This window comes from Brevundimonas sp. (genome assembly GCF_046299595.1).
In the GTDB taxonomy this organism is placed as follows: domain Bacteria; phylum Pseudomonadota; class Alphaproteobacteria; order Caulobacterales; family Caulobacteraceae; genus Brevundimonas.
The window spans coordinates 1,748,527-1,770,122 of the sequence record NZ_JBKBHQ010000001.1; the positions used below are offsets into that span (position 1 = coordinate 1,748,527).

Genomic DNA, 21,596 nt, shown 5'->3' on the forward strand with positions numbered 1-21,596 from the left:
CCGTCAGCCGCCCACCGTGATCGAACGATAGCCGGATTTGGGCGTGATGACGCCCTGCTCGTCGAGCAGCTGGGCAATCTGGACCGCGTTGAGGGCCGCGCCCTTGCGCAGGTTGTCGGACACGACCCACAGCGACAGGCCGTTCTCGACCGTGGTGTCCTCGCGGATGCGCGAGACATAGACGCCGAACTCGCCCACCGCCTCGATGGGGGTGACATAGCCGTGCTCGGCCGGATTATCGACCACCACCACGCCGGGTGCCTCGCGCAGGACGTCGCGCGCGCTGTCGGCATCGAGCGGGGTTTCGAACTCCAGAGTCACGCTCTCGCTGTGGCCCACGAACACGGGCACCCGCACGCAGGTGACGGTGAGGCGGATCGAGGGATCGAGGATCTTGTGGGTCTCGTTCCACATCTTGGCTTCTTCGTCGGTGTAGCCGTCCTCGCGCAGGGAGCCGATGAAGGGCAGGACGTTGAAGGCGATCTGCTTGGCGAACGTCCTGGGCGTGGCATCGCCGAGGCCGTAGAGCGCCTTGGTCTGGTCCCACAGCTCGTCCATGGCTTCCTTGCCCGCGCCCGACACCGACTGATAGGTCGAGACCACTGCCCGGCGGATGTGCGCGGCATCGTGAAGGGGCTTCAGCGCCACGACCAGCTGCAGGGTCGAGCAGTTGGGATTGGCGATGATGTGCTTCTTGCGCGCGCCATGGACCGCCTCGGGGTTCACCTCGGGCACGATCAGGGGCACGTCCGGGTCCATGCGGAACGCCGAGGAGTTGTCGATGACCATGACACCCATGGCCCCGATCTTCTCGGACCAGGCGCGGCTGACGTCGCCGCCCGCGCTCATCAGCACGATGTCGCACTTCGAGAAGTCGAACTGCTCGATGTCGTGACACTTCAAGGTGCGCTCGCCAAAGGCCACCTCAAGCCCCCTGGACTTGCGCGAGGCGACGGCGAAGACCTCCTCGAGGGGGAACTGAAGCTCGTCCAGCAAGGTCAGCATTTCGCGACCGACATTGCCTGTGGCGCCTACGACGGCGACGCGATAACCCATGGGTGGCTCCTGACGGGGTGGTTCCGGGCGGGCGCGGGGAGGTTGGTGCGATGAGCAGGCCTTGCCTGCCTCAGTCCGCCATTTAGAACGAACGGCCCGCAAAGCAATCGCTTTTGCCCTTCTGTGTGTTCATCTGATGACTTCAGCCCTGCGCCAAGCCTATCTCGATCGCCTGCGTGACGGAGCCTTGCAGGCCGATGAGGCGCAGCAGCAGGCGATCGAGGCGCTGGAGCGACTGGAGCATGATCTTGGCCGCCGCACCCTGACGGGGCGCAGGAGGTCCGTGCAGGGGGTCTATCTGTGGGGGCCGCCGGGGCGCGGCAAGTCCATGCTGATGGACCTGTTCTACGCCCACAGCGCCGAGAAGCGCCGCCTGCGTGCGCACTTTCATGCCTTCATGGCGCAGGTACACGAGGATGTGCGGCTGTGGCGCGAGGGCACGGGCGCGCAGAAGCTGGCGCGCTTCGGCACGGTGCGCGGCAGCGATCCGGTCGGGCCGATCGCGGATCGTCTGGCGCGTCAGGTGCGGCTCCTGTGCTTTGACGAGCTGCAGGTGACGGACATCGCCGATGCCATGATCCTGGGCCGCCTGTTCGAGGCCCTTTTTGCACGCAAGGTGGTGCTGGCCGCCACATCGAACCGCAGGCCCGACCAGCTCTATGCCAACGGCATCAACCGCCAGCTTTTCCTGCCTTTCATCGCGCGCATCGAGGCGCAGTGCGATGTCGTGGAGGTGGCCGGGGCAAGGGACTGGCGCGCACAGCGCATGGCCAGCTCGCGGGTCTGGTATTCGGGCCTCGACACAGGGCGCAAGATGGCGTTCGAGCACCTGTGGGAAGACCTGCGCGGCGCAGAGCCCGAGGAGCCCACGCGCCTGACGCTCAAGGGCCGCGAACTGGTGCTGGAGCGCACCGTGGGGGCCATGGCGCGCGCCACCTTCGATGAGCTGTGCGCCAGGGCTCTGGGTCCGCAGGACTATCTGGCCATTGCCGCGCGCTTCCACACCCTGTTCATCGAGGCCGTGCCGGTGCTGGGGCCAGAGCGGCGCTTCGAGGCCCGCCGTCTCGTCACCCTGATCGACGCACTCTATGAGGCGAAGGTGCGCATCGTCGTGCTGGCCGAGGCCGAGCCGCAAGCCCTCTACCCACAAGGGGAAGGCGCGTTCGAGTTCGAGCGCACCGTCTCGCGCCTGCGCGAGATGAGCGCTGTGGCGTGGCTGCAACAGGAACGGTGACAATAGCGGCAGCGCGCGGAACACGGGGCCGGGTTGTGCGGTCTGCATACCGAGGGCGCGGGATTTCGTATCTCGCGAGGTGGGGGCACTGCCTTTTCAACTGCTCAGGATTGTCTCCATGCGTTCCAGGATCATTGCTTTCTCAGTGGCCTCCGCGCTCGCGCTGGCCGCTTCCGCCGCTGTCGCCTAGGACCAGCCGTTCTCGGGCGGTTATGTCGGCGTCACGCTCAACCAGACCCAGGGTGACTTCGATCTGACCGATGCCCCGCTCCAGACCGCTGCGGGCAGCGCCTTCTGGGGTCCGTTCGGTGGTACGGCGGCCAACTCCCAGCCCAGCTTCTCGGTCAATGGCACTGAGCTTGGCCTGATGGCGGGCTACAACTTCCAGGCCGGCAGCTTCGTGTTCGGCGTGGAAGGCGATGTGGCCTATTCGGACGCCGGTGGCAGCCGCACCATCGCCGACCGCCCGGCAGCCGGCACCAACCAGTTCACCACGCGTCTTCGCACCGATGTCGAATATACCGCGACGCTTCGTGCCCGCGCGGGCGTGGCCATGGGCAATGTGCTGGTCTATGGCACCGCAGGCGGCGCCATGAGCGAGGTCACGTTCGACCGCAACTACGTCAACGCCAGCTTTGCCGAGCTGAACAGCCGCGACAAGCAGCGTCATACGGGCTGGACCTATGGCGCGGGCGTCGAGTGGGCCTTCAGCGACCGCCTGAGCGCGCGCGCCGAGTATCTGCGCCTCGACTTCGATTCCCAGAGCTACGACTGGACCTATTCGGATGGCACCACGGCCCAGGCCGATGTGGACTTCCGCCGCGACGCCCTGCGCTTCGGGCTCGCCTACCGCTTCTGATCGCCTCCGCGATCACGCCAGAGAGGCCCGGGTGGTGACGCCCGGGCCTTTTTGCTGCCCGAAGTCGAGGCCAGCATGACCGCTTGAAGCGCCCCCTCAGGCGTGCCAGCCTTGGCCCGCCTCACCAGTGGCGTGCATCATCGAAACGGAAAGCCCTGCCCATGCGTATCACGACAACCCTGGCGGCCGGTGCCGCACTGGCCCTGATGTTCGGGACAGGTGCCGCGGCCCAGAGCGGTGCCATCGATCCCGGCGGGATCAGCCCGCGTGAGGCGGTGAGCTGGCTGTCGGCCCAGCCGGGTCTGGCCCCCGAGTTTGCCCAGGAAGGCGATACCCCGGCGATCCGCGTGGTCGATGGCGACGTGACCTGGGGGATGTTTTTCTACAACTGCGAACAGAGCCGCTGTCGCGCCGTGCAGTTTCACATCAGCTTCCAGAACCCGGCCGTGACCGAGGCGCTTGCCGCCGACTGGAACCGCAGCCGCCGCTTCGTCACCGCCCGCGCCGAGATGAACCCTTCGCCCGAGCTGATCGGCGAGTATGATCTCTATCTCCCGGCGGGCTACACCTGGGCCCAGCTTTCCGAGAACCTGGAGCTGTGGCGGGCCATCGTGCCGCTGATCGGCCTTCAGGCGGGCTACTATGTGCTGGAGGATGCGCAGTAGCGGCCACAGTTGCCCCACGCCGGGCCTGCACGAAAAAGGGCGGAGCCGCGCGGCTCCGCCCTTTTTTTGCTGTCCGTTTCGCCGTGCCTCACGCGAGGGACGAATCGATGCCCTTGCACGCCTCGATCAGGCCCTTCACCGAGTTGACCGAGGTTTCCAGCATGGCCTTTTCCTCGTCATTGGTGTCGAACTCGATGACGCGCTCGACGCCGCCCGCGCCGATCAGGGCCGGAACGCCGACATAGAGGTCCGACAGGCCATATTCGCCCGACAGCCACGCTGCCGAAGGCAGGACGCGCTTCTGGTCCTTGAGATAGGACATGGCCATGGCGATGGCGCTTTCGGCCGGGGCGTAATAGGCCGAGCCGGTCTTGAGCAGGGCGACGATCTCGCCGCCGCCCTTGCGGGTGCGCTCGACGATGGCGTCCAGATCGCCTTGGCTGAGGAAACCGTGGCGCACCGCGTCGGGCAGGGGCAGGCCGCCCACGGTGGAGTGGCGCACCATGGGCACCATGTCATCGCCGTGCCCGCCCAGGGTCCAGGCGTGGATGTCCTTGATCGAGATGCCGGTCTTTTCAGCCAGGAAATATGCGAAGCGCGCCGAGTCCAGCACCCCGGCCATGCCGACCACGCGGTTGTGGGGCAGGCCCGAGAACTTCTGCAGCGCCCAGACCATGGCATCGAGCGGATTGGTGATGCAGATCACGAAGCTGTCGGGCGCATGGGCCTTGATGCCCTCGCCCACGGCCTTCATGACCTTGAGGTTGATGCCCAGCAGGTCGTCGCGGCTCATGCCCGGCTTGCGCGGCACACCGGCGGTGACGATGCACACGTCCGCACCCGCGATCTCGGCATAGTCGTTTGCGCCTTTCAGCGCCACGTCCGAACCGAACACCGAGGTGGCCTCGGCGATGTCCAGCGCCTTGCCCTGGGGCGTGCCCTCGGCGATGTCGAACAGGACCACATCGCCCAGTTCCTCGCGCGCGGCGATGTGGGCCAGGGTTCCGCCGATCATACCGGCACCGATGAGGGCGATCTTGGCGCGAGCCATGGGCAAGTCTCCGTAAGGTCAGCTCGAAGCGGCACGAGGGGTCGCGCCGCGAAGGGAGGAATGTCGCTGGCGCGGGGTCTAGACCCGGCGGCCTGTTCCTGCAAGGGCGGGGCGTGATCGCGGCGGCTTGTGCAGGGGCCGCCGCAATGAGATGGTCCGGCAAGGACAGGCGGAGAGACACCATGATCGGCTATGTGACCCTGGGCACCAACGATCTGGAGCGCGCGGCCAGATTCTATGACGCCATTGCGGCCAGGATGGGCACGCGGCGCATGATGGAGTGGCCCGGCGCCATCGCCTGGGGCGAGCCGGGCGGCGGCGCGGGCATCGGCCTGACCGCGCCCTTCGACGGCAAGCCCGCCAGTGTCGGCAACGGCGTGATGGTGGCGCTGGGCGCGCGCGATCCGGCCCATGTCGACGAGATCTATGCCTGCGCCATCGAGAACGGAGCCACCTGCGAGGGCAAGCCCGGCCCGCGCGGCACGGGCTTTTATGCGGCCTATTTCCGCGACCCGGATGGCAACAAGCTCAATGCCTTCTGCATGGGCGCTGCCGCCGAGGCGGCTTCCGCGGCGAAGTGAGCCCGTTTCGGCGCGATCCGGCCTTCGAGTCCGGCTCGGTGCGGCTCGGCGATCTGCCCCTGTGCGAGGTTCGTCTTCAGGACGATGCGCGCTTCGGCTGGCTGATCCTCATTCCGCGACGCGCCGGGCTGGTCGAGGTGGCGGACCTGTCCGGGCGCGAGCGTGCCCTGCTGCTGGACGAGGCGGTAGCCGCAGGCGAGGCGCTGCGCGGTGCCTTTGCGGCCGACGGACGGCCCGTGGACAAGATCAACATCGCCAGCATCGGCAATGTCACCGCCCAGCTTCATGTGCACGTGGTGGCGCGCTGGCGGGACGATCCCTTCTGGCCCGATCCGGTCTGGGGCCGCCCCGGCCGGCAGCGGCGCACGGGCGAGGCCCATCAGGCGCTGTCGCGCGCCCTTGTCGCGGCCCTCGGGCTCGAGGTCTGAGAGGGGTGGCTTGCGCGCGCTTCAGCGGGCGCGGCGCAGGGTCATGTTCACACCGATGGGCTCGGCACCGGGCGCCTCGGAATAGGCGCCGCGCCAGAACCCGCCCTCCTGCCACAGCTCGAGCACGCGCTGTCTCCCGTCGCCGCGCAGGGTCAGGCTGAGGCGGCCATTGGCCAGGCGCGAGGTCTCGATATGGCCGATGCGCTGGTGCGGGTGATTGGGGTTCAGCTCGCGAAACGCGCCTTCCAGCAAGCTGGCGCCATCGTCGGTGATGAGCAGTTCCAGCAGGGGCTGACCATTGAGATCGGCGAGCTGCCAGTGGCCGTCGAGCGGGCCCATGGTGGCATCATAGCGCGCCTCGGCATCGCGCACGGCCTCGTGATAGCGCCGGTCGGCCTCGGCCAGCGGGCGCTCGAGCTGTCCGCGGTAGGCGTCCACCGACAGGCCCGGCTCGACCACGATGCGCACCGGCTCGGCGTCGAGATCGCCCTCGGGCTGGACCGGGGCGGGCCTGCCGAAGTTGGAGGGCGGCTCGTGGGGGCGTACACGCGGCGCGGCATAGGGCAGGGCGCTGCTGGGATGGGGAGCCGCCAGCGCTTCGGTCTCGGGCGCAGGCGCGCCAGAGGACGTTGGGTCATCGAGGGGCGCAAGCACCCCCATGGCCAGAAACAGCCCAAGCATATGGTCGGCTCGTCTCGATGGGGCGTCGGACCCTGTGTCCCGATCGCCCGGATGCGGTGTCGTCGATGTGGTGTCGTGTTATTGTTGAGGTCAGGCTAAGGGCGAAGCGCGTGCCTAGGCAAGGCTTGGCCCGCTCACATCGGCGTCAGATCATTTCAGCGCGTAAGCCACAGCTCCTGCGCCAGCACGTCGCAGGCGGGTGGATCATCCGCCCCCGCGCCGGGTTCGTATGCAATATGGTGCAGGTGCGTTGACTTTGGGGTGCCTTGCTCCCTATGCCAGTCCCGCGTGGCGGACACGCTTGATTTGCAAAGACTTGAGAACGGTTCGCATGTCTCATTCCGGCCCCAGGCCCGATAGCCGACCGGCCCACAGGCCGCTTTCCCCCCACCTGCAGATATGGCGTTGGCATGTCACCATGCTGGCCTCGATCCTGCACCGGATGAGCGGCGCGGCCCTCTATGGCGGGCTGGTGCTGGTGGTGGTCTGGCTGGCGTGCCTGGCGGCGGGACCGGAAGCCTATGGCGTGTTCGCGGCCGTGTCGGGCTCGGTCTTCGGCCTGATCGTGTGGTTCCTGCTGACCCTGGCGCTCAGCTATCACCTGATGTCGGGCATCCGGCACCTGATCTGGGACACGGGCCGGGGGCTGGAGCCACGGACCGCCTCGCTGCTGAGTACCGTCTCGATCCTCGCGGGGCTCGCCCTGGCCGTGGCCTTCTTTGCCGTGCTGATCGCCGAGGGGAGGGTGTCGCTGTGAGCAACAGGGCGTCTCTGGTGAAACAGGCCGAGGGCCATGGTGCCGCCGAATGGCTGAGGGAGCGGGTCTCCTCGCTGGTTCTGGTGGTCTTTACCGCCTGGGCGCTGTGGGCCGCCTACTCGGTGGCGGGCCAGCCGTTCGATGCGGTGGTAGCGTGGCTGTCCTCGCCGCTCAATGCGGGCGTGCTGCTGGCGGCCCTGATCATCAGCCTGTGGCATATGCACATGGGCATGGTGGTGATCATCGAGGACTATCTGCAAGGCGCGGCGCGCAAGGCCTGCATCCGCCTCAGCCTCGCCTTCTGCCTCGCGCTCGGCGCGGCGGCCCTGATCTGCACATTCATGCTGGCCACGGGCGCAGGCCCGGCCACCCCGGGAGCGTAATCGCGAGATGGCAGCCTATTCCTTTGTCGATCATGCCTATGACGTGGTGGTGGTGGGAGCCGGAGGCTCGGGCCTGCGCGCCGCGCTCGGCTGCGCCCAGGCGGGGCTCAAGACCGCCTGCGTGACCAAGGTGTTCCCGACCCGCTCGCACACGGTGGCGGCTCAGGGCGGCATCTCGGCGGCGCTGGGCAACATGGGCGAGGACGACTGGCGCTGGCACATGTTCGATACCGTGAAGGGCTCGGACTGGCTGGGCGATCAGGACGCCATCGAGTATCTGTGCCGCAACGCGCCCAAGGCCGTCTATGAGCTGGAGCACTGGGGCGTGCCCTTCTCGCGCACCGAGGAAGGCAAGATCTATCAGCGGGCCTTCGGCGGGATGACGCGCAACTTCGGCGAGGCACCCGTGCAGCGCACCTGTGCCGCCGCCGACCGCACCGGCCATGCGATCCTGCACACCCTCTATGGCCAGTCGGTGCGACGCGAGGTCGAGTTCTTCATCGAGTATTTCGCCCTCGACCTGATCATGGACGAGGGCGTGTGCAAGGGCATCACCGCCTGGAAGCTGGACGACGGCACCTTGCACCGCTTCCGCGCCAAGCAGGTGATCCTGGCTACCGGCGGCTATGGCCGGGCCTATTTCTCGGCCACCTCGGCGCACACCTGCACGGGCGATGGCAATGCCATGGTGCTGCGCGCGGGCCTGCCGCTTCAGGACATGGAGTTCGTCCAGTTCCACCCCACGGGCATCTATGGCGCAGGCTGCCTGATCACCGAGGGCGTGCGCGGGGAGGGTGGCTATCTGACCAACTCCGAGGGCGAGCGCTTCATGGAGCGCTATGCGCCCACCGTGAAGGACCTGGCGCCGCGCGACATGGTCAGCCGCTCCATGACCATCGAGATCCGCGAGGGTCGCGGCGTGGGCCCGAACAAGGACCACATCTTCCTGCACCTCGATCACCTCGATCCCAAGGTGATCCACCAGCGCCTGCCCGGCATCTCGGAGAGCGCGCGCATCTTTGCGGGCGTGGACGTGACCCGCGAGCCCATCCCCGTGATCCCGACCGTGCACTACAACATGGGCGGCATCCCCACGAACTACCACGGCGAGGTGCTGACCAAGGTGGGCGACGACGCCAATGCCGTGGTGCCGGGCCTGATGGCCGTGGGCGAGGCCGCCTGCGTCAGCGTGCACGGTGCCAATCGCCTCGGTTCCAACTCGCTGATCGACCTGGTGGTGTTCGGCCGTGCGGCGGGCCTGAGGGCAGGCGAGACGGTGGAGCGCGGTGCGGTGCCGGACGTCTCGGTCGCCATGACCGAGAGCCATCTGGCGCGCCTCGACCGCTTCCGCCACGCCAATGGCTCGACCCCGACCGCGCGCCTGCGCCTCGACATGCAGAAGGCCATGCAGGAGGACGCCGCCGTGTTCCGCACCGGCGAGACCCTTCAGAACGGCGTGCGCCGCATCCGCGAGATCCATGCGCGCGGTGCCGACATCCGCACCACCGACCGGGGCATGATCTGGAACACCGATCTGGTCGAGACGCTGGAATATGACAATCTGATCGGTCAGGCCATCGTGACCATCGAAGGGGCGCTCAACCGTACGGAAAGCCGCGGCGCCCACGCCCGCGAGGACTATCCCGAGCGCGACGACACCCACTGGATGAAGCACACCCTCGCCTGGCTCGACGAGAGCCGGGGCGAGGCGAAGATCGATTACCGCCCCGTGCACGACTACACGCTCAGCCAGGACGTCGATCCGATACCGCCGCGCAAGAGAACCTACTGATCATGGTCGAAATGCCCAGCTTTCAGGACAATCGCTGATGGTGCAGCTTACGCTTCCCAAGGGCTCCAAGCCTGCCAAGGGCAAGGTCCACAAGGCCCCCGCCGGAGCCCAGAACGTCAAGACCTACCGGATCTATCGCTATGATCCCGAGGTGGACGACAGCCCGCGCTGGGACGAATACGAGGTCTCGAGCGACGACCACGGCCCGATGCTGCTGGACGCCCTGATCCACATCAAGAACGAGATCGACCCCTCGCTCGCTTTCAGGCGCTCGTGCCGCGAGGGCATCTGCGGCTCGTGCTCGATGAACATCGACGGGCGCAACACGCTTGCCTGCACCAAGGGCTGGGACGAGTGCTCGGGCAGCACCATTTCCGTCGCCCCCCTGCCGCATCAGCCGGTGGTCAAGGATCTCGTCACCGACCTGACGCTGTTCTACGCCCAGTACGACTCGATCCAGCCCTATCTTCAGTCCGACGAGCCCGATCCCGAGACCGAGCGGCTGCAGAGCCCCGAGGACCGCGAGAAGCTGGACGGCCTCTATGAATGCATCCTGTGCGCCTGCTGCTCGACCTCGTGTCCGAGCTACTGGTGGAACCAGAAGGAATATCTGGGCCCGGCAGCCCTGCTTCAGGCCTATCGCTGGCTGGCCGACAGCCGCGACGACGCCACCGATGCGCGGCTCGACGATCTGGAAGACCCGTTCAAGCTCTATCGCTGCCACACCATCATGAACTGCGCCCAGGTGTGCCCCAAGGGCCTGAACCCCGCCAAGGCCATCGCCGAGACCAAGAAGATGATGGTCTCACCCAGCCGCAAGCATCGCGCCACCTGACTTCAAGTTGCCCTACCGCTTCGCTATTTGAGGGCTGTTGATCCTCAAGTCGCCCTATCGCTTCGCTATTTGAGGGCTGATGGTTCTTGAGTCGCCCTACCGCTTCGCCACCTGAGGGCTGATGGTTCTTGAGTCGCCCTATCGCTTCGCTATTTGAGGGCTCAATGGCCAAGATCACCTATGTCGAGCACGACGGACGCGAGCACGTCGTCGAGGTCAGGAACGGCCTTTCCGTGATGGAAGGGGCGATCCGCAACAATGTGCCGGGCATCGATGCCGACTGCGGCGGCGCGTGCGCCTGCGCCACCTGCCATGTCTATGTGGACGAGGCCTGGATCGGCGAGACCGGCAGCGCCTCGCCCATGGAAGAGTCCATGCTCGACTTCGCCGAAGGGGTGCAGCCCAACTCGCGCCTGTCATGCCAGATCAGGGTTTCCGACGCGCTCGATGGCCTGGTGGTGCGCCTGCCCGAAAGCCAGCATTGAGCCCGGCGGGCGGTCCTTCCGGTGCCTTGATCGCCCTGGTGGGCGAGCTGATCGAGCGAGCGGAAGCCGCAGCGCCCGGCATCTTGCCCGTCATCGCCATCGTTGGCGCGCAGGGCTCGGGAAAGACCACTCTGGCGCGCGCGGCGGCCGAGGCTTTCGGCGCGGTGCAGGTCTCTATCGACGATGTCTATCTCACGCGCCTGGAGCGCGAAGCTATGGCGCGCGAGGCCCATCCGCTGCTGCTGATGCGCGGGCCACCCGGTACCCATGACCTGGGCCTGATGGAGCAGCTCATCGACAGCCTGGCGCGCGCCGGTCCTGACGATACGACGCTGATCCCCGACTTCGACAAGCGCGGCGACGACCGCTGGCCGCTCAGCTGCTGGCGCGAGTATCGGGGCCGCCCGCGCGCGGTGCTCATCGACGCCTGGTGCCTGGCCGCGCTGGCTGTGCCCGAGCACGATCTGGCCATGCCCATCAACGCCCTTGAGCAGCAGTTTGATCGGGACGGGCGCTGGCGCAGCCTCGTCAACGGGCAGCTGGACGGGCCCTATGCGCGGTTCGCGCAGCGGCTGGGCGGCACGCTGTTCCTGCGCGCGCCAGGCTTCGAGGTGGTTCACCGCTGGCGCTGTCAGCAGGAGGCGGACCTGCTGGGCGTGGCACCCGAAGCCCTGCCCGCTCACGAGCGCGACAGGCTCGCGGGCTTCATCCAGTATTTCGAGCGGGTGACGCGCCAGATGCTGGACGGCCATGTCGATGCCGACGTGACGGTCCAGCTCGACGAGCACCGCCGCGCGGGCGGGCCGGTCTGGCGCAAGTCCTCGCCTCGGGTCTAAAGGGCCATGATGGCGCGCACCGCGACATAGACCGCCACGATCAGGATCAGCCCGGCAAAGAGCCTGCGCCCCAGCACGACATTCTGGCCCAGCCTGCGCGCCAAGGGCAGGCCTGCGACGGTTCCGGCCACCCCGCCCAGGGTCATGGCGCCGACAAGCAGCGGATCAACCCAGCCTGACAGCGCATAGTTGCCCGCCGTGGTGGCTCCGAACGCGGCGACGCTGAGCAGTGAGGCGGCCTGGGCGGCGGACAGGCTCATGCCCGTGGCGCTCATGAGGCCGGGCACGATCAGAAAGCCCCCGCCGATGCCGAAGAAGCCGGCCGCCGAGCCCACGCCTGCGCCGGTCAGAGAGAGGCGGGGCGTCATGGCAAGGCTGAGGACCGGCTCGGGCCTAATCACGACGGGGCGCGGGCGCAGCATGGTCAGGCCCACCGCCGCCATGGCCACGGCAAAAGCGAGCAGAAGCTGCTGGCCGTCGATCATCTTGGCCAGGGACGAACCCGCCCATGCCCCGAGCGCGCCTGTGGCGGCGAACACGCTGGCACAGGGCCAGCGCACGCGGCCCGCCCGCGCATGACCTGCCAGGGCTGTGAGCGCATTGAGCGCCACGCCCGCTGCCGAGACGCCTATGGCCATGTGCGGCTCGCTGACGCCCACCACATAGAGCAGCAGGGGCACCGCCAGCACCGAGCCGCCGCCGCCGAACAGGGTCAGGAGAAAGGCGACGATGCCGCCCGAAAGCACGGCCAGCATAAGGGGAACAAGGTCGGTGACCATGCGGGCAGCCTGTCAGGAAGGGAGGATTTCAGGCCCGGGCCGCGCGGTTCCATGGCATGACGGCCAGCAGGCGCGCCATGCCGCAGAAGCCGGTGGCACCCGCGACGAACAGCCCTGCACCGACGAAGGCCGACAGGCCCCAGAAGCCGGGGTGGACGAACAGGCCGAGCGCAGCACCGATCAGGATCATGCCGCCTGCGGTCATCTGCACCTGGCGCATCAGCTCGATGGGCTGGGAGCGGTCCTTGCGGGTGGGCAGGCCCGCCGCCTTCCAGCCCTCCAGACCCCCCTCGACAACGAAGGCCTCGCCCTCGACGCTTTCGGCGAGCCTCACGCAGTTCATCTCGGTGCGGTTGCCGGTGCGGCAGGTGTAGATCACCTGCTGGCCCGGGCGCGCCCTCGGCGGAGCAAAGGCGGACAGGGGCAGGCTGATCGCCCCTTCGATGTGTTCGCGGGCGTGCTCGTCACGCTCGCGGATGTCGACCAGAACGGCGGTTCCGGCCTTGAGGCGGGCTGCGGCCTCGGCGGGTTTGACGGGGGTGAGCGTGCTCATGCTTCAGTCCTTTCTTGAGATTGAGTGCCTGGCGGGGGCGGGCAGAAGATCTCGGCCAGTACGGCGATGACCTTGAGCACCGCAGGGTCGGTGATGCGATAGAAGATGGCCGTGCCCTCGCGCCGCGTGCCCACCAGACCTTCTTCGCGCAGGCGCGCCAGATGCTGGGACAGGGCCGACTGCGACAGGCCCACCAGAGGCAGAAGCTGGCTGACGGCCAGCTCGCGCTCGCCCAGCTGGCACAGGATCATCAGCCGTTTCTCGTTGGAGAGCGCGCGCATCAGGTCAGCGGCCTCACCGGCGCTGGCCTGGAAACGTTGCAGTCCGATGGTGTCGAGGTCGATCATGAGGCCAATATATTCAGACTTGCTAAATAAGCAATAGCTAATATATAACCGAGAACGAGAGAGGAGATCCCATGTCCCAGAAAATCCCCGCAGGCACTCATCTGTCGCGCTCCGACAATGGCCCCGACGTGCGCGGCTTCTTCGATCCGGCGACCCACACCATCACCTATCTGGTCAGCGACCCGGCCACGGCGAAGGCGGCGATCATCGATCCGGTGCTGGACTTCGAGGCGGCCAGTGCGCGCACCTCGACGCGCTCCATCGATGCGGTGCTGACCGCCATGAAGGAGGCCGGTCTGGAGCTTGATCTGGTTCTGGAAACCCATGCCCATGCCGACCACCTGAGCGCGGCCGAGCACCTGCGCCGCATGGCCGGGGTGCCCGTCGGCATCGGCGCGCACATCACCCGCGTGCAGTCGACCTTTGCGCCGCTGTTCGGTGCCCATGACGTGGGCGAGGACGGCGCGGTGTTCGATCGTCTATATCAGGACGGCGAGCGCTTCACCCTGGGCACCCTGAGCGTGGAGGTGCTGCACACTCCCGGCCACACCCCGGCTTGCGTCAGCTATCTGATCGGCGATGCCCTGTTCGTGGGCGATACGCTGTTCATGCCCGATTACGGCACCGCACGGGCCGATTTTCCCGGCGGCAGCGCCAGCACGCTCTATCGCTCCATCCAGCGCCTGCTGGCCCTGCCCGAAAACACCCGGATGTTCGTCGGCCACGACTATCTGCCCGAGGGGCGCAGCGACTATCGCTTCGAGACCACGGTGGGCGAGCAGCGCCGCAGCAACATCCATGTCGGCGGCGGCGTCACCGAGGAGGCGTTCGTGCAGATGCGAGAGGCGCGCGATGCAACACTGAAGGCGCCCCAGCTGATAATGCCTTCGCTGCAGATCAATATCCGCGCCGGCGCCCTGCCGCCGGAAGACGCCGATGGCCGACGCTATCTCAAGATGCCGCTGAACACCCTCTAGCGAAAGGGCGCCGTTTCAGTCGGCGGGCATCCGGTTCTCGTTGATGGCGATGCGGCCGATCAGCCCGCGCACGATCAGGTCCAGCGCCGAGCCCTCGCGATAGTCCGCGGCGGCGACGAAGTTCACCCGGTCCTCGGAGATCAGGCGGTGAATCTTGTTGTGATCGCCCTGATTGCTGCGCGGGTCATAGACGGCGATGGAGAAGCCGCCCTTGGTGTGCATCATCTTCATGGTGGGCACATCCGTGTCGCCGTCGCCGATGAAGATCATGCGCGAAAACGGCACCGGGCGCTCCTCGTCGGGTATGAAGTGATTGATGCGCTCGTGCTCCCAGTGATTGTGCACGCCCTTGTTGATGCGGAACAGGTACTGGGTCTTGGTGGTGTAGTTGATGCCCACGGCGGGCCAGACCGCTTCGTCCTTTTCGTCATAGGCGAATTTGGAGGCGAAGACGTGCCGGAAGGCGGGGCGGATGGGACAGCCCTCGATCATCTCCTCCAGCCCCGCCGAGATGATGTAATGCTCGATCTCGAGGCCGAAGCGCCTGCCGAACGCATTCATGCGCTCGAACCACGACATGTCCTTCAGCCCCTCGAACAGGGCCACCTCGCGGCCGTGAGCCTGAAGCGCCTGACGGGTCACGGGCACGCCGTTGTCGCGCGCCAGCTTCAGCATCATCTGCATGTACATCAGTATGCCGTCGCCATCGGCCGCCTCGGTGGCCCGTGCTGCCTCGGCCCAGAAGTCGGGGGTGCCCATGCCCACCGAGGGGATGAAGCTGACTTCCTGCATGTTGCCGCGCGCGAGCGTGCCGTCGAAGTCGTAGATCAGTGCGGTCTTGAGGGGGCGCATGGACGCTCCTTGAGGGGCTGATGCCCGGTTCAGACCGAGCGCCTCTCCGATAGAAGGTCCGGGCCCTCCAGCGCAAGCTCGGGCGCGGCGGCATCGATGTGGGCGGCATCGGGCAGGTGCAGGGTGAAGGTCGCGCCCTTGCCCGGCTCGCTCTCCACCGAGGCCCAGCCGCCATGCAGCTCGGTCAGGGCCTTGACCAGGGCGAGCGACAGGCCCGGCCCGCCGCGCTCGCGCTTGACGAACCGGTCGAACACGCTGGCCTGCAGGTGATAGGCGATGCCCCGGCCCGTGTCAGAGACATGGATGCGCGCCTCGGACGGCCCGAAATCGAGGCCGAGGGCCACCTCGCCGCCCTCGCCGACGGCGCGGATGGCATTGTCGATCAGGTGATCCACCGCCTGGGCGATGCGCCGGGCATCACCGCGGATCAGCCGCGCGGAGGGGGCCAGTTCGAGCCGCAGGCTGGCCCCCCGGCCCTCAATGCGCGGACGGGCGCGATAGGCGCAGTCCTCGAGCAGGGCGGCAAGGTTCACATCGCCGAGTGACAGCGCCATCTCGTCGGCGTCGATCTGGGCCATGTCCAGCACATCGTCGATGGAGCGCGCCAGATGGGTGGCGGCCACGCGGATGGCCCCGGCGTGCTGGCGCGAGCGCTCGTCCAGCCGGTCGCCGCTAAGCTCCAGCAGCTCGGCATAGCCCAGTATGGTGGTGAGCGGAGTGCGCAGTTCATAGGAGACATTGCCCACGAACTCGCGCTTGAGCGCCCGCGATTCCTCCAGCGCCGCCTCGCGCTGGGCCAAGGCCTGTTCCAGCTCGCGCCGCGCGGTGACATCCGAGAAGGCGACCAGGGTGGCCCCGTCCGGCAGGGGCCGGGTCAGCCAGGCGGCCACGCGCCCGTCGCTGAGCCGCGACTCCCCTGCGATGGGCACGCGGCTTTCGGGATCGGGGTCGGCGATGCGTGCCTTCAGCTCCATCCACAGGCCCGCATCGGGCAGGCGCGCGCGGGCGGCTTCGGCGAGCGAGTCGAAGTCTCGGTTCTCGTTGACCGCCTCGGGACGCAGTCCCCAGAAGGCCTCGAAGGCCTCGTTGTGAAAGCGCAGGCGCCCGTCGGTGCCGAACACGGCCACGGCGTCGGAGAGCTTGTCGAGCGTGGCGGTCTGAAGCTGGATCTGGGCGTTGTAGAGGGTGCGAAGCTCGATCTCGCCGGTGATGTCCGAAAACAGAAGCAGCAGCCCGCCCAGCGGGTGGGGCTGGCGCACCACGCGCAAGGTGCGACCGTCAGGCATGGCCCAGCTGTCGTCCGGCGAGGCCTCTGTGGCTTCGTAGAAGTCCAGCTCCTTCTGTTTCCAGGCGCTGTAGTTGGCGGTTTCGGGCAGCAGGCGGCGCTGGCGCAGGCGATCGAGCAGTTCGCCGTGGGTCGGGCGCTCGTCCAGCCATGCGGCGTCAAGGGCGAACAGGTTCTGGAAGGCGGTGTTGTAGAAGGCGAGCTTGCGCGACGGGCCGAAGATGGCCACGGCATCGGCCAGGTGGTTGAGCGTCTCGTCGTGGGCGGCCACGTGCTGGCGCAGGGTGTCGCGCGTTTCCTCGGCCTCGGTGGCCTCAAGGGCGGTGATCATGACCTGACCGTCGCCCAGCGGCTCGGCCACCAGCCGCCATGCCCTGCGGCGCCCGTCGGCGCTGGTCCAGCGGAAACTTTCCTGGCGCAGGCCCGTGCGCGAAGCCTCGCGCGCCATGCCCGCCGCGCTGCGATCAAAGTTGAGGGCGCGGGCATTGGCATCAGCCACGCTCTGCGCGCCCACGAGCTGCAGCCATGAGGCATTGGCATAGACGAGCCGGCCGCCGGCATCGAGGCACCACACAGGCGTGGCGACCGCATCGGGGCTCAGGCCCGCCCCGCCCGCCTCGAGGGCAGGGGCAGGATAAAGACGGATCAGGCTCAGCGCCCCGCTGGCGCGCCCTTCGATACGCACGGCCTCCGCACCCTCGCCGGGAGCATCGAGCGTCAGGGCAAAGCCGCGGCCCTGGGCGATCAGGGCCTCCAGCGCCCCGGCATCGATGACGCGCGCGATCATCTCGTGCAGGGTCTCGATTTCGCCCTCGCGCATGGTGTCCGGGTCGAGGCCCAGCGCCTGCACCAGCCGCCCCTCGCCGATCAGGCGAAAGCGCCCGTCCTCGATGATGATGACATCCTGGGCGAAGGTGAGGGCCGCATCGCGGTGGTCGGCGAGCGCCTGGCCCATGTGCTCGGCGCGCATTTCCGCCTCGTGGGCACGGGCCAGCATCCGCGCGCGAAACCGCCACGCCCATGCACTGACCGACAAGGCCAGCCCTGCGGCTCCGGCCGCTGCCACGAAGGCGATTTCGGCTTCCGCCATGCCCGCTCGCCCGGATCGTCCCGAATCGGGTCAGCATAGCGCAAAGTCAGAATCGTGCACCTGTGCATCCGCTCACGCCCCTGCACGGATGCCTCTGCACGGATGCTCCTGCACAGAGGCTACTGCACAGAGGCCCGCACATTCAGGCCAGCGGCCTTAGCGCTATCGCCGCCCCTGCTTCTCGATCAGCACCGCCTGTTGCCATCGCCCCGGTGCCTTGTCGGTGCGGTGGATGCAGCCTGCCCAGCAGCAGGGGCGGCGCTTGCCCTCGCGCAGTTCCTCGCAGGTCCGCTCGATGCGGCGCTGGCGCGTGGCGGGCTGCTTGGCGTCCTCCACCCAGCAGATGAACTCGTTGCGCCCCAGCGGCGTCAGGCCCTGCCAGAGCGCCAGCAGCCTCGGGTCGGCGCGCAGGGCGGCCTGCATATCCTCGCCCGCCCGGTGGACGGTGCCGTGCGCAAAGCTGTCGCTCATCTCTGGAGTATCGCCTGAGAGGGTGTGACCTTGATGGGTCCGATCATGGATTAGCTGCGCGCGAAGGTCCATACCCGGCCTTGCGGCGGGGACGCAGCCCGCTGATATGAAGGCCATGACATCCTCGCACCGCGCGCCCTTTGCCGATGCCACCGCGCCTTCGCTGGACCTGTTCGCCGAGATCGCGGCCCAGGCCTGGCAGTCGCTGCCCCACGCCTTTCGCAGCCTCAGCGGCGACGTGGAGATCCGCGTGCTCGATTTTGCCGAGGACGATGTGCTCGAGGAACTGGGCATGGAAAACCCCTTCGAGCTGACCGGGCTCTATTCGGGGGTCGATCTGCGCAACCGCTCGGTGATCGATCCCATGCCCATGGCGTCCCAGGTGTTCCTCTATCGCAGGCCTATCCTCGATGAATGGGCCGAGCGCGGCGACGTCACCCTGGCGGACCTGATCGCCCATGTGCTGATCCACGAGATCGGCCATCACTTCGGCCTTTCCGACGACGACATCGAGGCCATCGAGGCCGACGCCCGCTAGTCACGCCCGCGCGTGCCGCCCGCCGCTGGCGAAAGGCCCGCCGTTCACGCTTCGTGAGCGGTCGATGCCGCCCGCCTCACGAAGCGGGCCCGTCAGCTCACGCAAAGCCGCTGGCGACGGCGCGCGGCGTGTTCATTCTGGCTCTCGACGGCGGACGGACATCCCGGTCCTGACGCCCTTCAGCAGATGGAGAGCCCCATGCGAAAGAACCTGATCCTGCGTAACGCCCTTGTCGTGTCCGGTGCCCTTGCCGCCGTGCTTTGCGCCAGCCCCGCCAGCATCGCCCACGAGGCGCGCTGCGGTACGCAGGTCGAGAGCGCTGCCGCCTCGGCCGACGGCCACAGCCTGACCTTCACCTTCGAGACCTCCGCGCGCACCGGTCAGATCATGGTGGCCCTTTTCGACAGCGAGGCCGCCTACAACGCCGATCAGGCCTCGCGCCATGCGATGGTCGATGTCAGCCGCGGCCAGACCAGCGTGACCTTCGATCACCTGCCTGCGGGGCGTTACGGCATGAAGGCCTTTCACGATGTGAATGCCAACGGCCAGCTCGACCGCAACCCCTTCGGCATTCCCGCCGAACCCTTCGCCTTCTCGAACAATGCGCGCGGCAACATGGGCCCGGCCCGCTGGGACCGCGCCAGCTTCGCGCTCGAAGGCGACGCCGCCCAGAGCATCGACCTGCGCTGAACGGCCACGAGGGGAAGGACCGCGCCATGACCGTCAACCGCCGCCAGATGCTGCTTTCAGCCGGAGCCATCAGCCTGATGACACCCGAGACCCTGTGGGCCAGAGCCGCCCTCGATCATGCAAGCCAGTGGGCGCTGGCCACCATGGATGTCGAGAGCGACGTGAGCGAGCGCTCCCTTACGCTCATCCACGGCCGCGTACCGGACGGGCTGTCGGGCACGCTCTATCGCAATGGCCCGGCCAAGTTCCGCCGCCCCGGCGGACGCGCGGCGCACTGGTTCGACGGCGATGGCATGGTGCGCCGCTGGCACATCGGTGATGGGCAGGCCCGCCTGTCGGCGCGCTTTGCCGACACGCCCAAGCGCCGACAGGAGACGCGGCTCGATGCCATGGTCATGCCGGGCTTTGGCACCCCTGCCGATCCGCGTGCCGAGATCATGAACCCCGACGATGCCAATGCCGCCAACACCTCGGTCATCCGCGTGGGCGATCAGGTCTGGGCGCTGTGGGAGGCGGGCTCGCCCATGGCCATGGATGCCGACAGTCTGGCCACCGAGGGCTTTGTCACCCTTCGCGATGACTTGCGCCATATGCCGTTCCTCGCCCATCCGCGCGTGGAACCCGACGGCACGATCTGGAATCTCGGCATGGCGATCCATCAGGCCATGGTCTGGAAGCTGGCCCCCGATGGCAGCCTGCTGGCCGCCGAGGTGATTGCACTGCCGCGCGGGGCCTATGTCCATGACTTCACCGCCACGGCCCGCCATCTGGTGATCGTTCTCCAGCCCTGGGTCGCGGCACCGGGCGCGCGCACGGTGGCCGACGGCTATCGCTGGCTGGAGGGTGAGAGCACCCTGGTGCTGATCGTGGACAAGGACGATCTCAGCCGCCGCCGCATCGCCGAGCTGCCGGGCTTCGGCTTCTTTCATCTGGGCGATGCGTGGGAAGATCAGGGCGGCACCATCCGTTTCGATGTCTGTGCCTATGCCGACATGGCCTTTGCGCAGAGCGGCGGGCGCGAGATTCTCAACGGCATCGAGGTGGGCGGCCAGCCCGCCACCCTTGCTCTTGCCACCCTCCCGCCTGAGGGGCCGGGCAGACTGGAGCGCACCGGTATCACCGCCGAGTTTCCGCGCGCCGGTGCCGATGTGGCGGGCCTCTCGCGCCGCTTCAGCGTCCATGTCACGGGCGAGCGGTCGGACCGGCCCCTGGCCTCGGGCGTGGGCGTCATGGACTGGCACAGCGGCATCTCGCGGCGCTTCGACCTTGGCGAGGCTCACGTGGTCGACGAGATGGTAGTGGTGCGAAAGCCCGGTGCGGTGCGCGAGGACGATGCCTGGCTGATCGGCCCGTCGATCAACCTTCACGAGGGCGTCAGCGAGCTGCACGTTCTGGACATGGCGCGGCTGGAGGACGGACCGGTGGTGTCCTGGCGCGCCGACATCGCCCTGCCGGCTGCCTTCCACGGCAACTGGTACGCCAGCTAGAGAAAGCCGCGATCTCGCAGGGCCTTCGCATGGGTGCGGCTGACCGGCACCTTCAGCCCGCTGATCAAGGTCAGGGTGGCGCGGCCATCGTCCCGCTCGACCGAGACGATGGCGTCGCGCGCGACCCACCAGCTGCGATGGGTCTGGGCACCGTCCACCGTGGCCAGCGCACGCACCGCATCTGACAGGCGCATCAGAACGAGGTCCGAGCCCTGGTCGGTGTGCAGGCGCAGGTAATGGTCCTCGGCCTCGATCGCCAGAAGCCGCGCCGCACGCAGGCGATGGGGCAGGCGGTCCATCAGCGCGGCGGGGCCGTCGGCGGGCGGGGAGGGTTGGCCAAGCTCGGGCAAGGTGGGCTCGGGCAAGGTGGGCTCGGGCAAGGTGGGCTCGGGCAGACTGGAGTCGGGTTGGGCGGGCTCGGGCCGGGCGGCGGGCTGTCTCATCTCGCGCAGCAGGTTGATGCCCGTCAGCAGGGCGGTGATGGCCAGCACCGGCACGATGAAGCCGCCCAGATACTCCAGCGGATAGGGACGCCCCCGGAAGAACAGCCCCGAGGCAAACCAGATGATCACCGACAGCGGGCCGGAGATCACCAGCACCTGCACGATCGCCCCCGTGAGCGGATGGCGGCGCAGGTCGATCACGCGGCAGATGGCGGCGCTGGATGCATGGCCCCACAGCCCGCCGAGGATCATCATCAGCGTCCAGTAGACGATGCGCTGCCCGAGGCTGGTGTTCGCCGTATTGAACGCACCGGATATGGCCAGGAAGAACCCGACCGCCAGGGCCCAGGCCAGCCCGCGCAGCAGCTCGGGGCGAAGAAAGGCGGGCAGGGACCAGCGCGTCCCTACAGTTTGCGGCTCCATGTCGCCTGTGCTCACGGG

Annotated in this window: 24 protein-coding genes and 1 pseudogene; 15 read left to right on the forward strand and 10 right to left on the reverse strand. The window is 67.8% G+C overall.

Annotated features, from left to right (window positions below; genetic code table 11):
• Positions 1-3: 3 nt before the first annotated feature.
• Positions 4-1,056 (reverse strand): aspartate-semialdehyde dehydrogenase, encoded by a 1,053-nt coding sequence (locus ACK4E3_RS08580; protein WP_409699199.1) that lies wholly within the window; start codon positions 1,054-1,056, stop codon positions 4-6.
• 136 nt (positions 1,057-1,192) lie between these two features.
• Here ACK4E3_RS08580 and zapE point away from each other — a divergent pair, with 136 nt between their 5' ends.
• From zapE to ACK4E3_RS08595, 3 genes and pseudogenes are all read left to right on the forward strand, one after another.
• Positions 1,193-2,290 (forward strand): cell division protein ZapE, encoded by a 1,098-nt coding sequence (gene zapE, locus ACK4E3_RS08585; protein ID WP_409699202.1) that lies wholly within the window; start codon positions 1,193-1,195, stop codon positions 2,288-2,290.
• A 205-nt stretch (positions 2,291-2,495) separates the two neighbouring features.
• Positions 2,496-3,149 (forward strand): annotated as a pseudogene (locus ACK4E3_RS08590) (outer membrane protein); the annotation flags it as partial.
• A gap of 161 nt (positions 3,150-3,310) precedes the next feature.
• The gene (locus tag ACK4E3_RS08595; RefSeq protein ID WP_409699206.1) at positions 3,311-3,814 is read left to right on the forward strand and encodes a YbjN domain-containing protein; all 504 of its coding nucleotides are present in this window, start codon (positions 3,311-3,313) and stop codon (positions 3,812-3,814) included.
• Between the two features lie 88 nt (positions 3,815-3,902).
• On the opposite strand, the gene mdh is transcribed toward ACK4E3_RS08595, so the two are convergent.
• On the reverse strand, positions 3,903-4,865 hold the full coding sequence (gene mdh / locus ACK4E3_RS08600; RefSeq protein ID WP_409699209.1) for a malate dehydrogenase: 963 nt from the start codon (positions 4,863-4,865) through the stop codon (positions 3,903-3,905).
• Between the two features lie 182 nt (positions 4,866-5,047).
• Between mdh and ACK4E3_RS08605 the strand changes: the two genes are divergently transcribed.
• Complete coding sequence (locus ACK4E3_RS08605) at positions 5,048-5,446, forward strand: VOC family protein (protein ID WP_409699212.1); 399 nt, start codon at positions 5,048-5,050, stop codon at positions 5,444-5,446.
• Positions 5,443-5,874, forward strand: a complete 432-nt coding sequence (locus ACK4E3_RS08610) for an HIT domain-containing protein (protein ID WP_409699215.1) — start codon at positions 5,443-5,445, stop codon at positions 5,872-5,874. The genes ACK4E3_RS08605 and ACK4E3_RS08610 overlap by 4 nt, the downstream gene beginning before the upstream one ends.
• A 21-nt stretch (positions 5,875-5,895) precedes the next feature.
• On the opposite strand, the gene ACK4E3_RS08615 is transcribed toward ACK4E3_RS08610, so the two are convergent.
• Complete coding sequence (locus tag ACK4E3_RS08615) at positions 5,896-6,555, reverse strand: hypothetical protein (RefSeq protein WP_409699218.1); 660 nt, start codon at positions 6,553-6,555, stop codon at positions 5,896-5,898.
• A gap of 331 nt (positions 6,556-6,886) precedes the next feature.
• Between ACK4E3_RS08615 and sdhC the strand changes: the two genes are divergently transcribed.
• From sdhC to ACK4E3_RS08645, 6 genes are all read left to right on the forward strand, one after another.
• Entirely contained in the window at positions 6,887-7,312 is a 426-nt protein-coding gene (gene sdhC, locus ACK4E3_RS08620; protein ID WP_409699221.1) for a succinate dehydrogenase, cytochrome b556 subunit, read from the forward strand.
• Entirely contained in the window at positions 7,309-7,695 is a 387-nt protein-coding gene (gene sdhD, locus ACK4E3_RS08625; protein WP_409699224.1) for a succinate dehydrogenase, hydrophobic membrane anchor protein, read from the forward strand. Before sdhC ends, sdhD begins: the two co-directional genes overlap by 4 nt.
• A 7-nt stretch (positions 7,696-7,702) precedes the next feature.
• Positions 7,703-9,487: a succinate dehydrogenase flavoprotein subunit gene (gene sdhA / locus ACK4E3_RS08630; protein ID WP_409699227.1), complete on the forward strand. Its 1,785-nt coding sequence runs from the start codon at positions 7,703-7,705 to the stop codon at positions 9,485-9,487.
• Positions 9,488-9,524: 37 nt separating this feature from the next.
• Positions 9,525-10,322 carry a succinate dehydrogenase iron-sulfur subunit gene (locus tag ACK4E3_RS08635; RefSeq protein ID WP_409699230.1) on the forward strand — a complete coding sequence of 266 codons (798 nt, stop codon included), beginning with the start codon at positions 9,525-9,527 and terminating at the stop codon, positions 10,320-10,322.
• A 164-nt stretch (positions 10,323-10,486) separates the two neighbouring features.
• Entirely contained in the window at positions 10,487-10,807 is a 321-nt protein-coding gene (locus ACK4E3_RS08640) for a 2Fe-2S iron-sulfur cluster-binding protein (protein ID WP_409699233.1), read from the forward strand.
• A complete protein-coding gene (locus ACK4E3_RS08645) occupies positions 10,804-11,643 on the forward strand; it encodes a kinase (RefSeq protein ID WP_409699236.1) in 840 nt (279 codons plus the stop codon). The genes ACK4E3_RS08640 and ACK4E3_RS08645 overlap by 4 nt, the downstream gene beginning before the upstream one ends.
• Here the strand turns inward: ACK4E3_RS08645 and ACK4E3_RS08650 are convergent.
• The 3 genes from ACK4E3_RS08650 to ACK4E3_RS08660 are packed head-to-tail and all read right to left on the reverse strand — an operon-like array spanning position 11,640 to position 13,322.
• Positions 11,640-12,422 carry a sulfite exporter TauE/SafE family protein gene (locus ACK4E3_RS08650; protein ID WP_409699238.1) on the reverse strand — a complete coding sequence of 261 codons (783 nt, stop codon included), beginning with the start codon at positions 12,420-12,422 and terminating at the stop codon, positions 11,640-11,642. The genes ACK4E3_RS08645 and ACK4E3_RS08650 overlap by 4 nt on opposite strands.
• Before the next feature lie 28 nt (positions 12,423-12,450).
• A complete protein-coding gene (locus tag ACK4E3_RS08655; protein ID WP_409699241.1) occupies positions 12,451-12,975 on the reverse strand; it encodes a rhodanese family protein in 525 nt (174 codons plus the stop codon).
• Entirely contained in the window at positions 12,972-13,322 is a 351-nt protein-coding gene (locus ACK4E3_RS08660; protein WP_409699244.1) for an ArsR/SmtB family transcription factor, read from the reverse strand. Before ACK4E3_RS08660 ends, ACK4E3_RS08655 begins: the two co-directional genes overlap by 4 nt.
• Positions 13,323-13,393: 71 nt before the next feature.
• Between ACK4E3_RS08660 and ACK4E3_RS08665 the strand changes: the two genes are divergently transcribed.
• A complete protein-coding gene (locus ACK4E3_RS08665) occupies positions 13,394-14,299 on the forward strand; it encodes an MBL fold metallo-hydrolase (protein WP_409699247.1) in 906 nt (301 codons plus the stop codon).
• 15 nt (positions 14,300-14,314) lie between these two features.
• Here ACK4E3_RS08665 and ACK4E3_RS08670 read toward each other — a convergent pair whose 3' ends face one another.
• The 3 genes from ACK4E3_RS08670 to ACK4E3_RS08680 form a co-directional block, all read right to left on the reverse strand.
• Positions 14,315-15,151: an HAD family hydrolase gene (locus ACK4E3_RS08670; RefSeq protein ID WP_409699250.1), complete on the reverse strand. Its 837-nt coding sequence runs from the start codon at positions 15,149-15,151 to the stop codon at positions 14,315-14,317.
• A gap of 29 nt (positions 15,152-15,180) precedes the next feature.
• Positions 15,181-17,526 carry an ATP-binding protein gene (locus ACK4E3_RS08675; protein ID WP_409699253.1) on the reverse strand — a complete coding sequence of 782 codons (2,346 nt, stop codon included), beginning with the start codon at positions 17,524-17,526 and terminating at the stop codon, positions 15,181-15,183.
• A 162-nt stretch (positions 17,527-17,688) separates the two neighbouring features.
• A complete protein-coding gene (locus ACK4E3_RS08680) occupies positions 17,689-17,997 on the reverse strand; it encodes a YdeI/OmpD-associated family protein (protein WP_409699256.1) in 309 nt (102 codons plus the stop codon).
• Between the two features lie 115 nt (positions 17,998-18,112).
• On the opposite strand from ACK4E3_RS08680, the gene ACK4E3_RS08685 reads away from it, so the two are divergent.
• From ACK4E3_RS08685 to ACK4E3_RS08695, 3 genes are all read left to right on the forward strand, one after another.
• Entirely contained in the window at positions 18,113-18,535 is a 423-nt protein-coding gene (locus tag ACK4E3_RS08685) for a metallopeptidase family protein (RefSeq protein ID WP_409699259.1), read from the forward strand.
• A gap of 198 nt (positions 18,536-18,733) precedes the next feature.
• On the forward strand, positions 18,734-19,225 hold the full coding sequence (locus ACK4E3_RS08690) for a DUF2141 domain-containing protein (RefSeq protein WP_409699262.1): 492 nt from the start codon (positions 18,734-18,736) through the stop codon (positions 19,223-19,225).
• Positions 19,226-19,251: 26 nt separating this feature from the next.
• Positions 19,252-20,712 carry a carotenoid oxygenase family protein gene (locus tag ACK4E3_RS08695; protein ID WP_409699265.1) on the forward strand — a complete coding sequence of 487 codons (1,461 nt, stop codon included), beginning with the start codon at positions 19,252-19,254 and terminating at the stop codon, positions 20,710-20,712.
• On the opposite strand, the gene ACK4E3_RS08700 is transcribed toward ACK4E3_RS08695, so the two are convergent.
• On the reverse strand, positions 20,709-21,593 hold the full coding sequence (locus ACK4E3_RS08700; RefSeq protein ID WP_409699268.1) for a LytTR family transcriptional regulator DNA-binding domain-containing protein: 885 nt from the start codon (positions 21,591-21,593) through the stop codon (positions 20,709-20,711). The genes ACK4E3_RS08695 and ACK4E3_RS08700 overlap by 4 nt on opposite strands.
• Positions 21,594-21,596 lie beyond the last annotated feature (3 nt).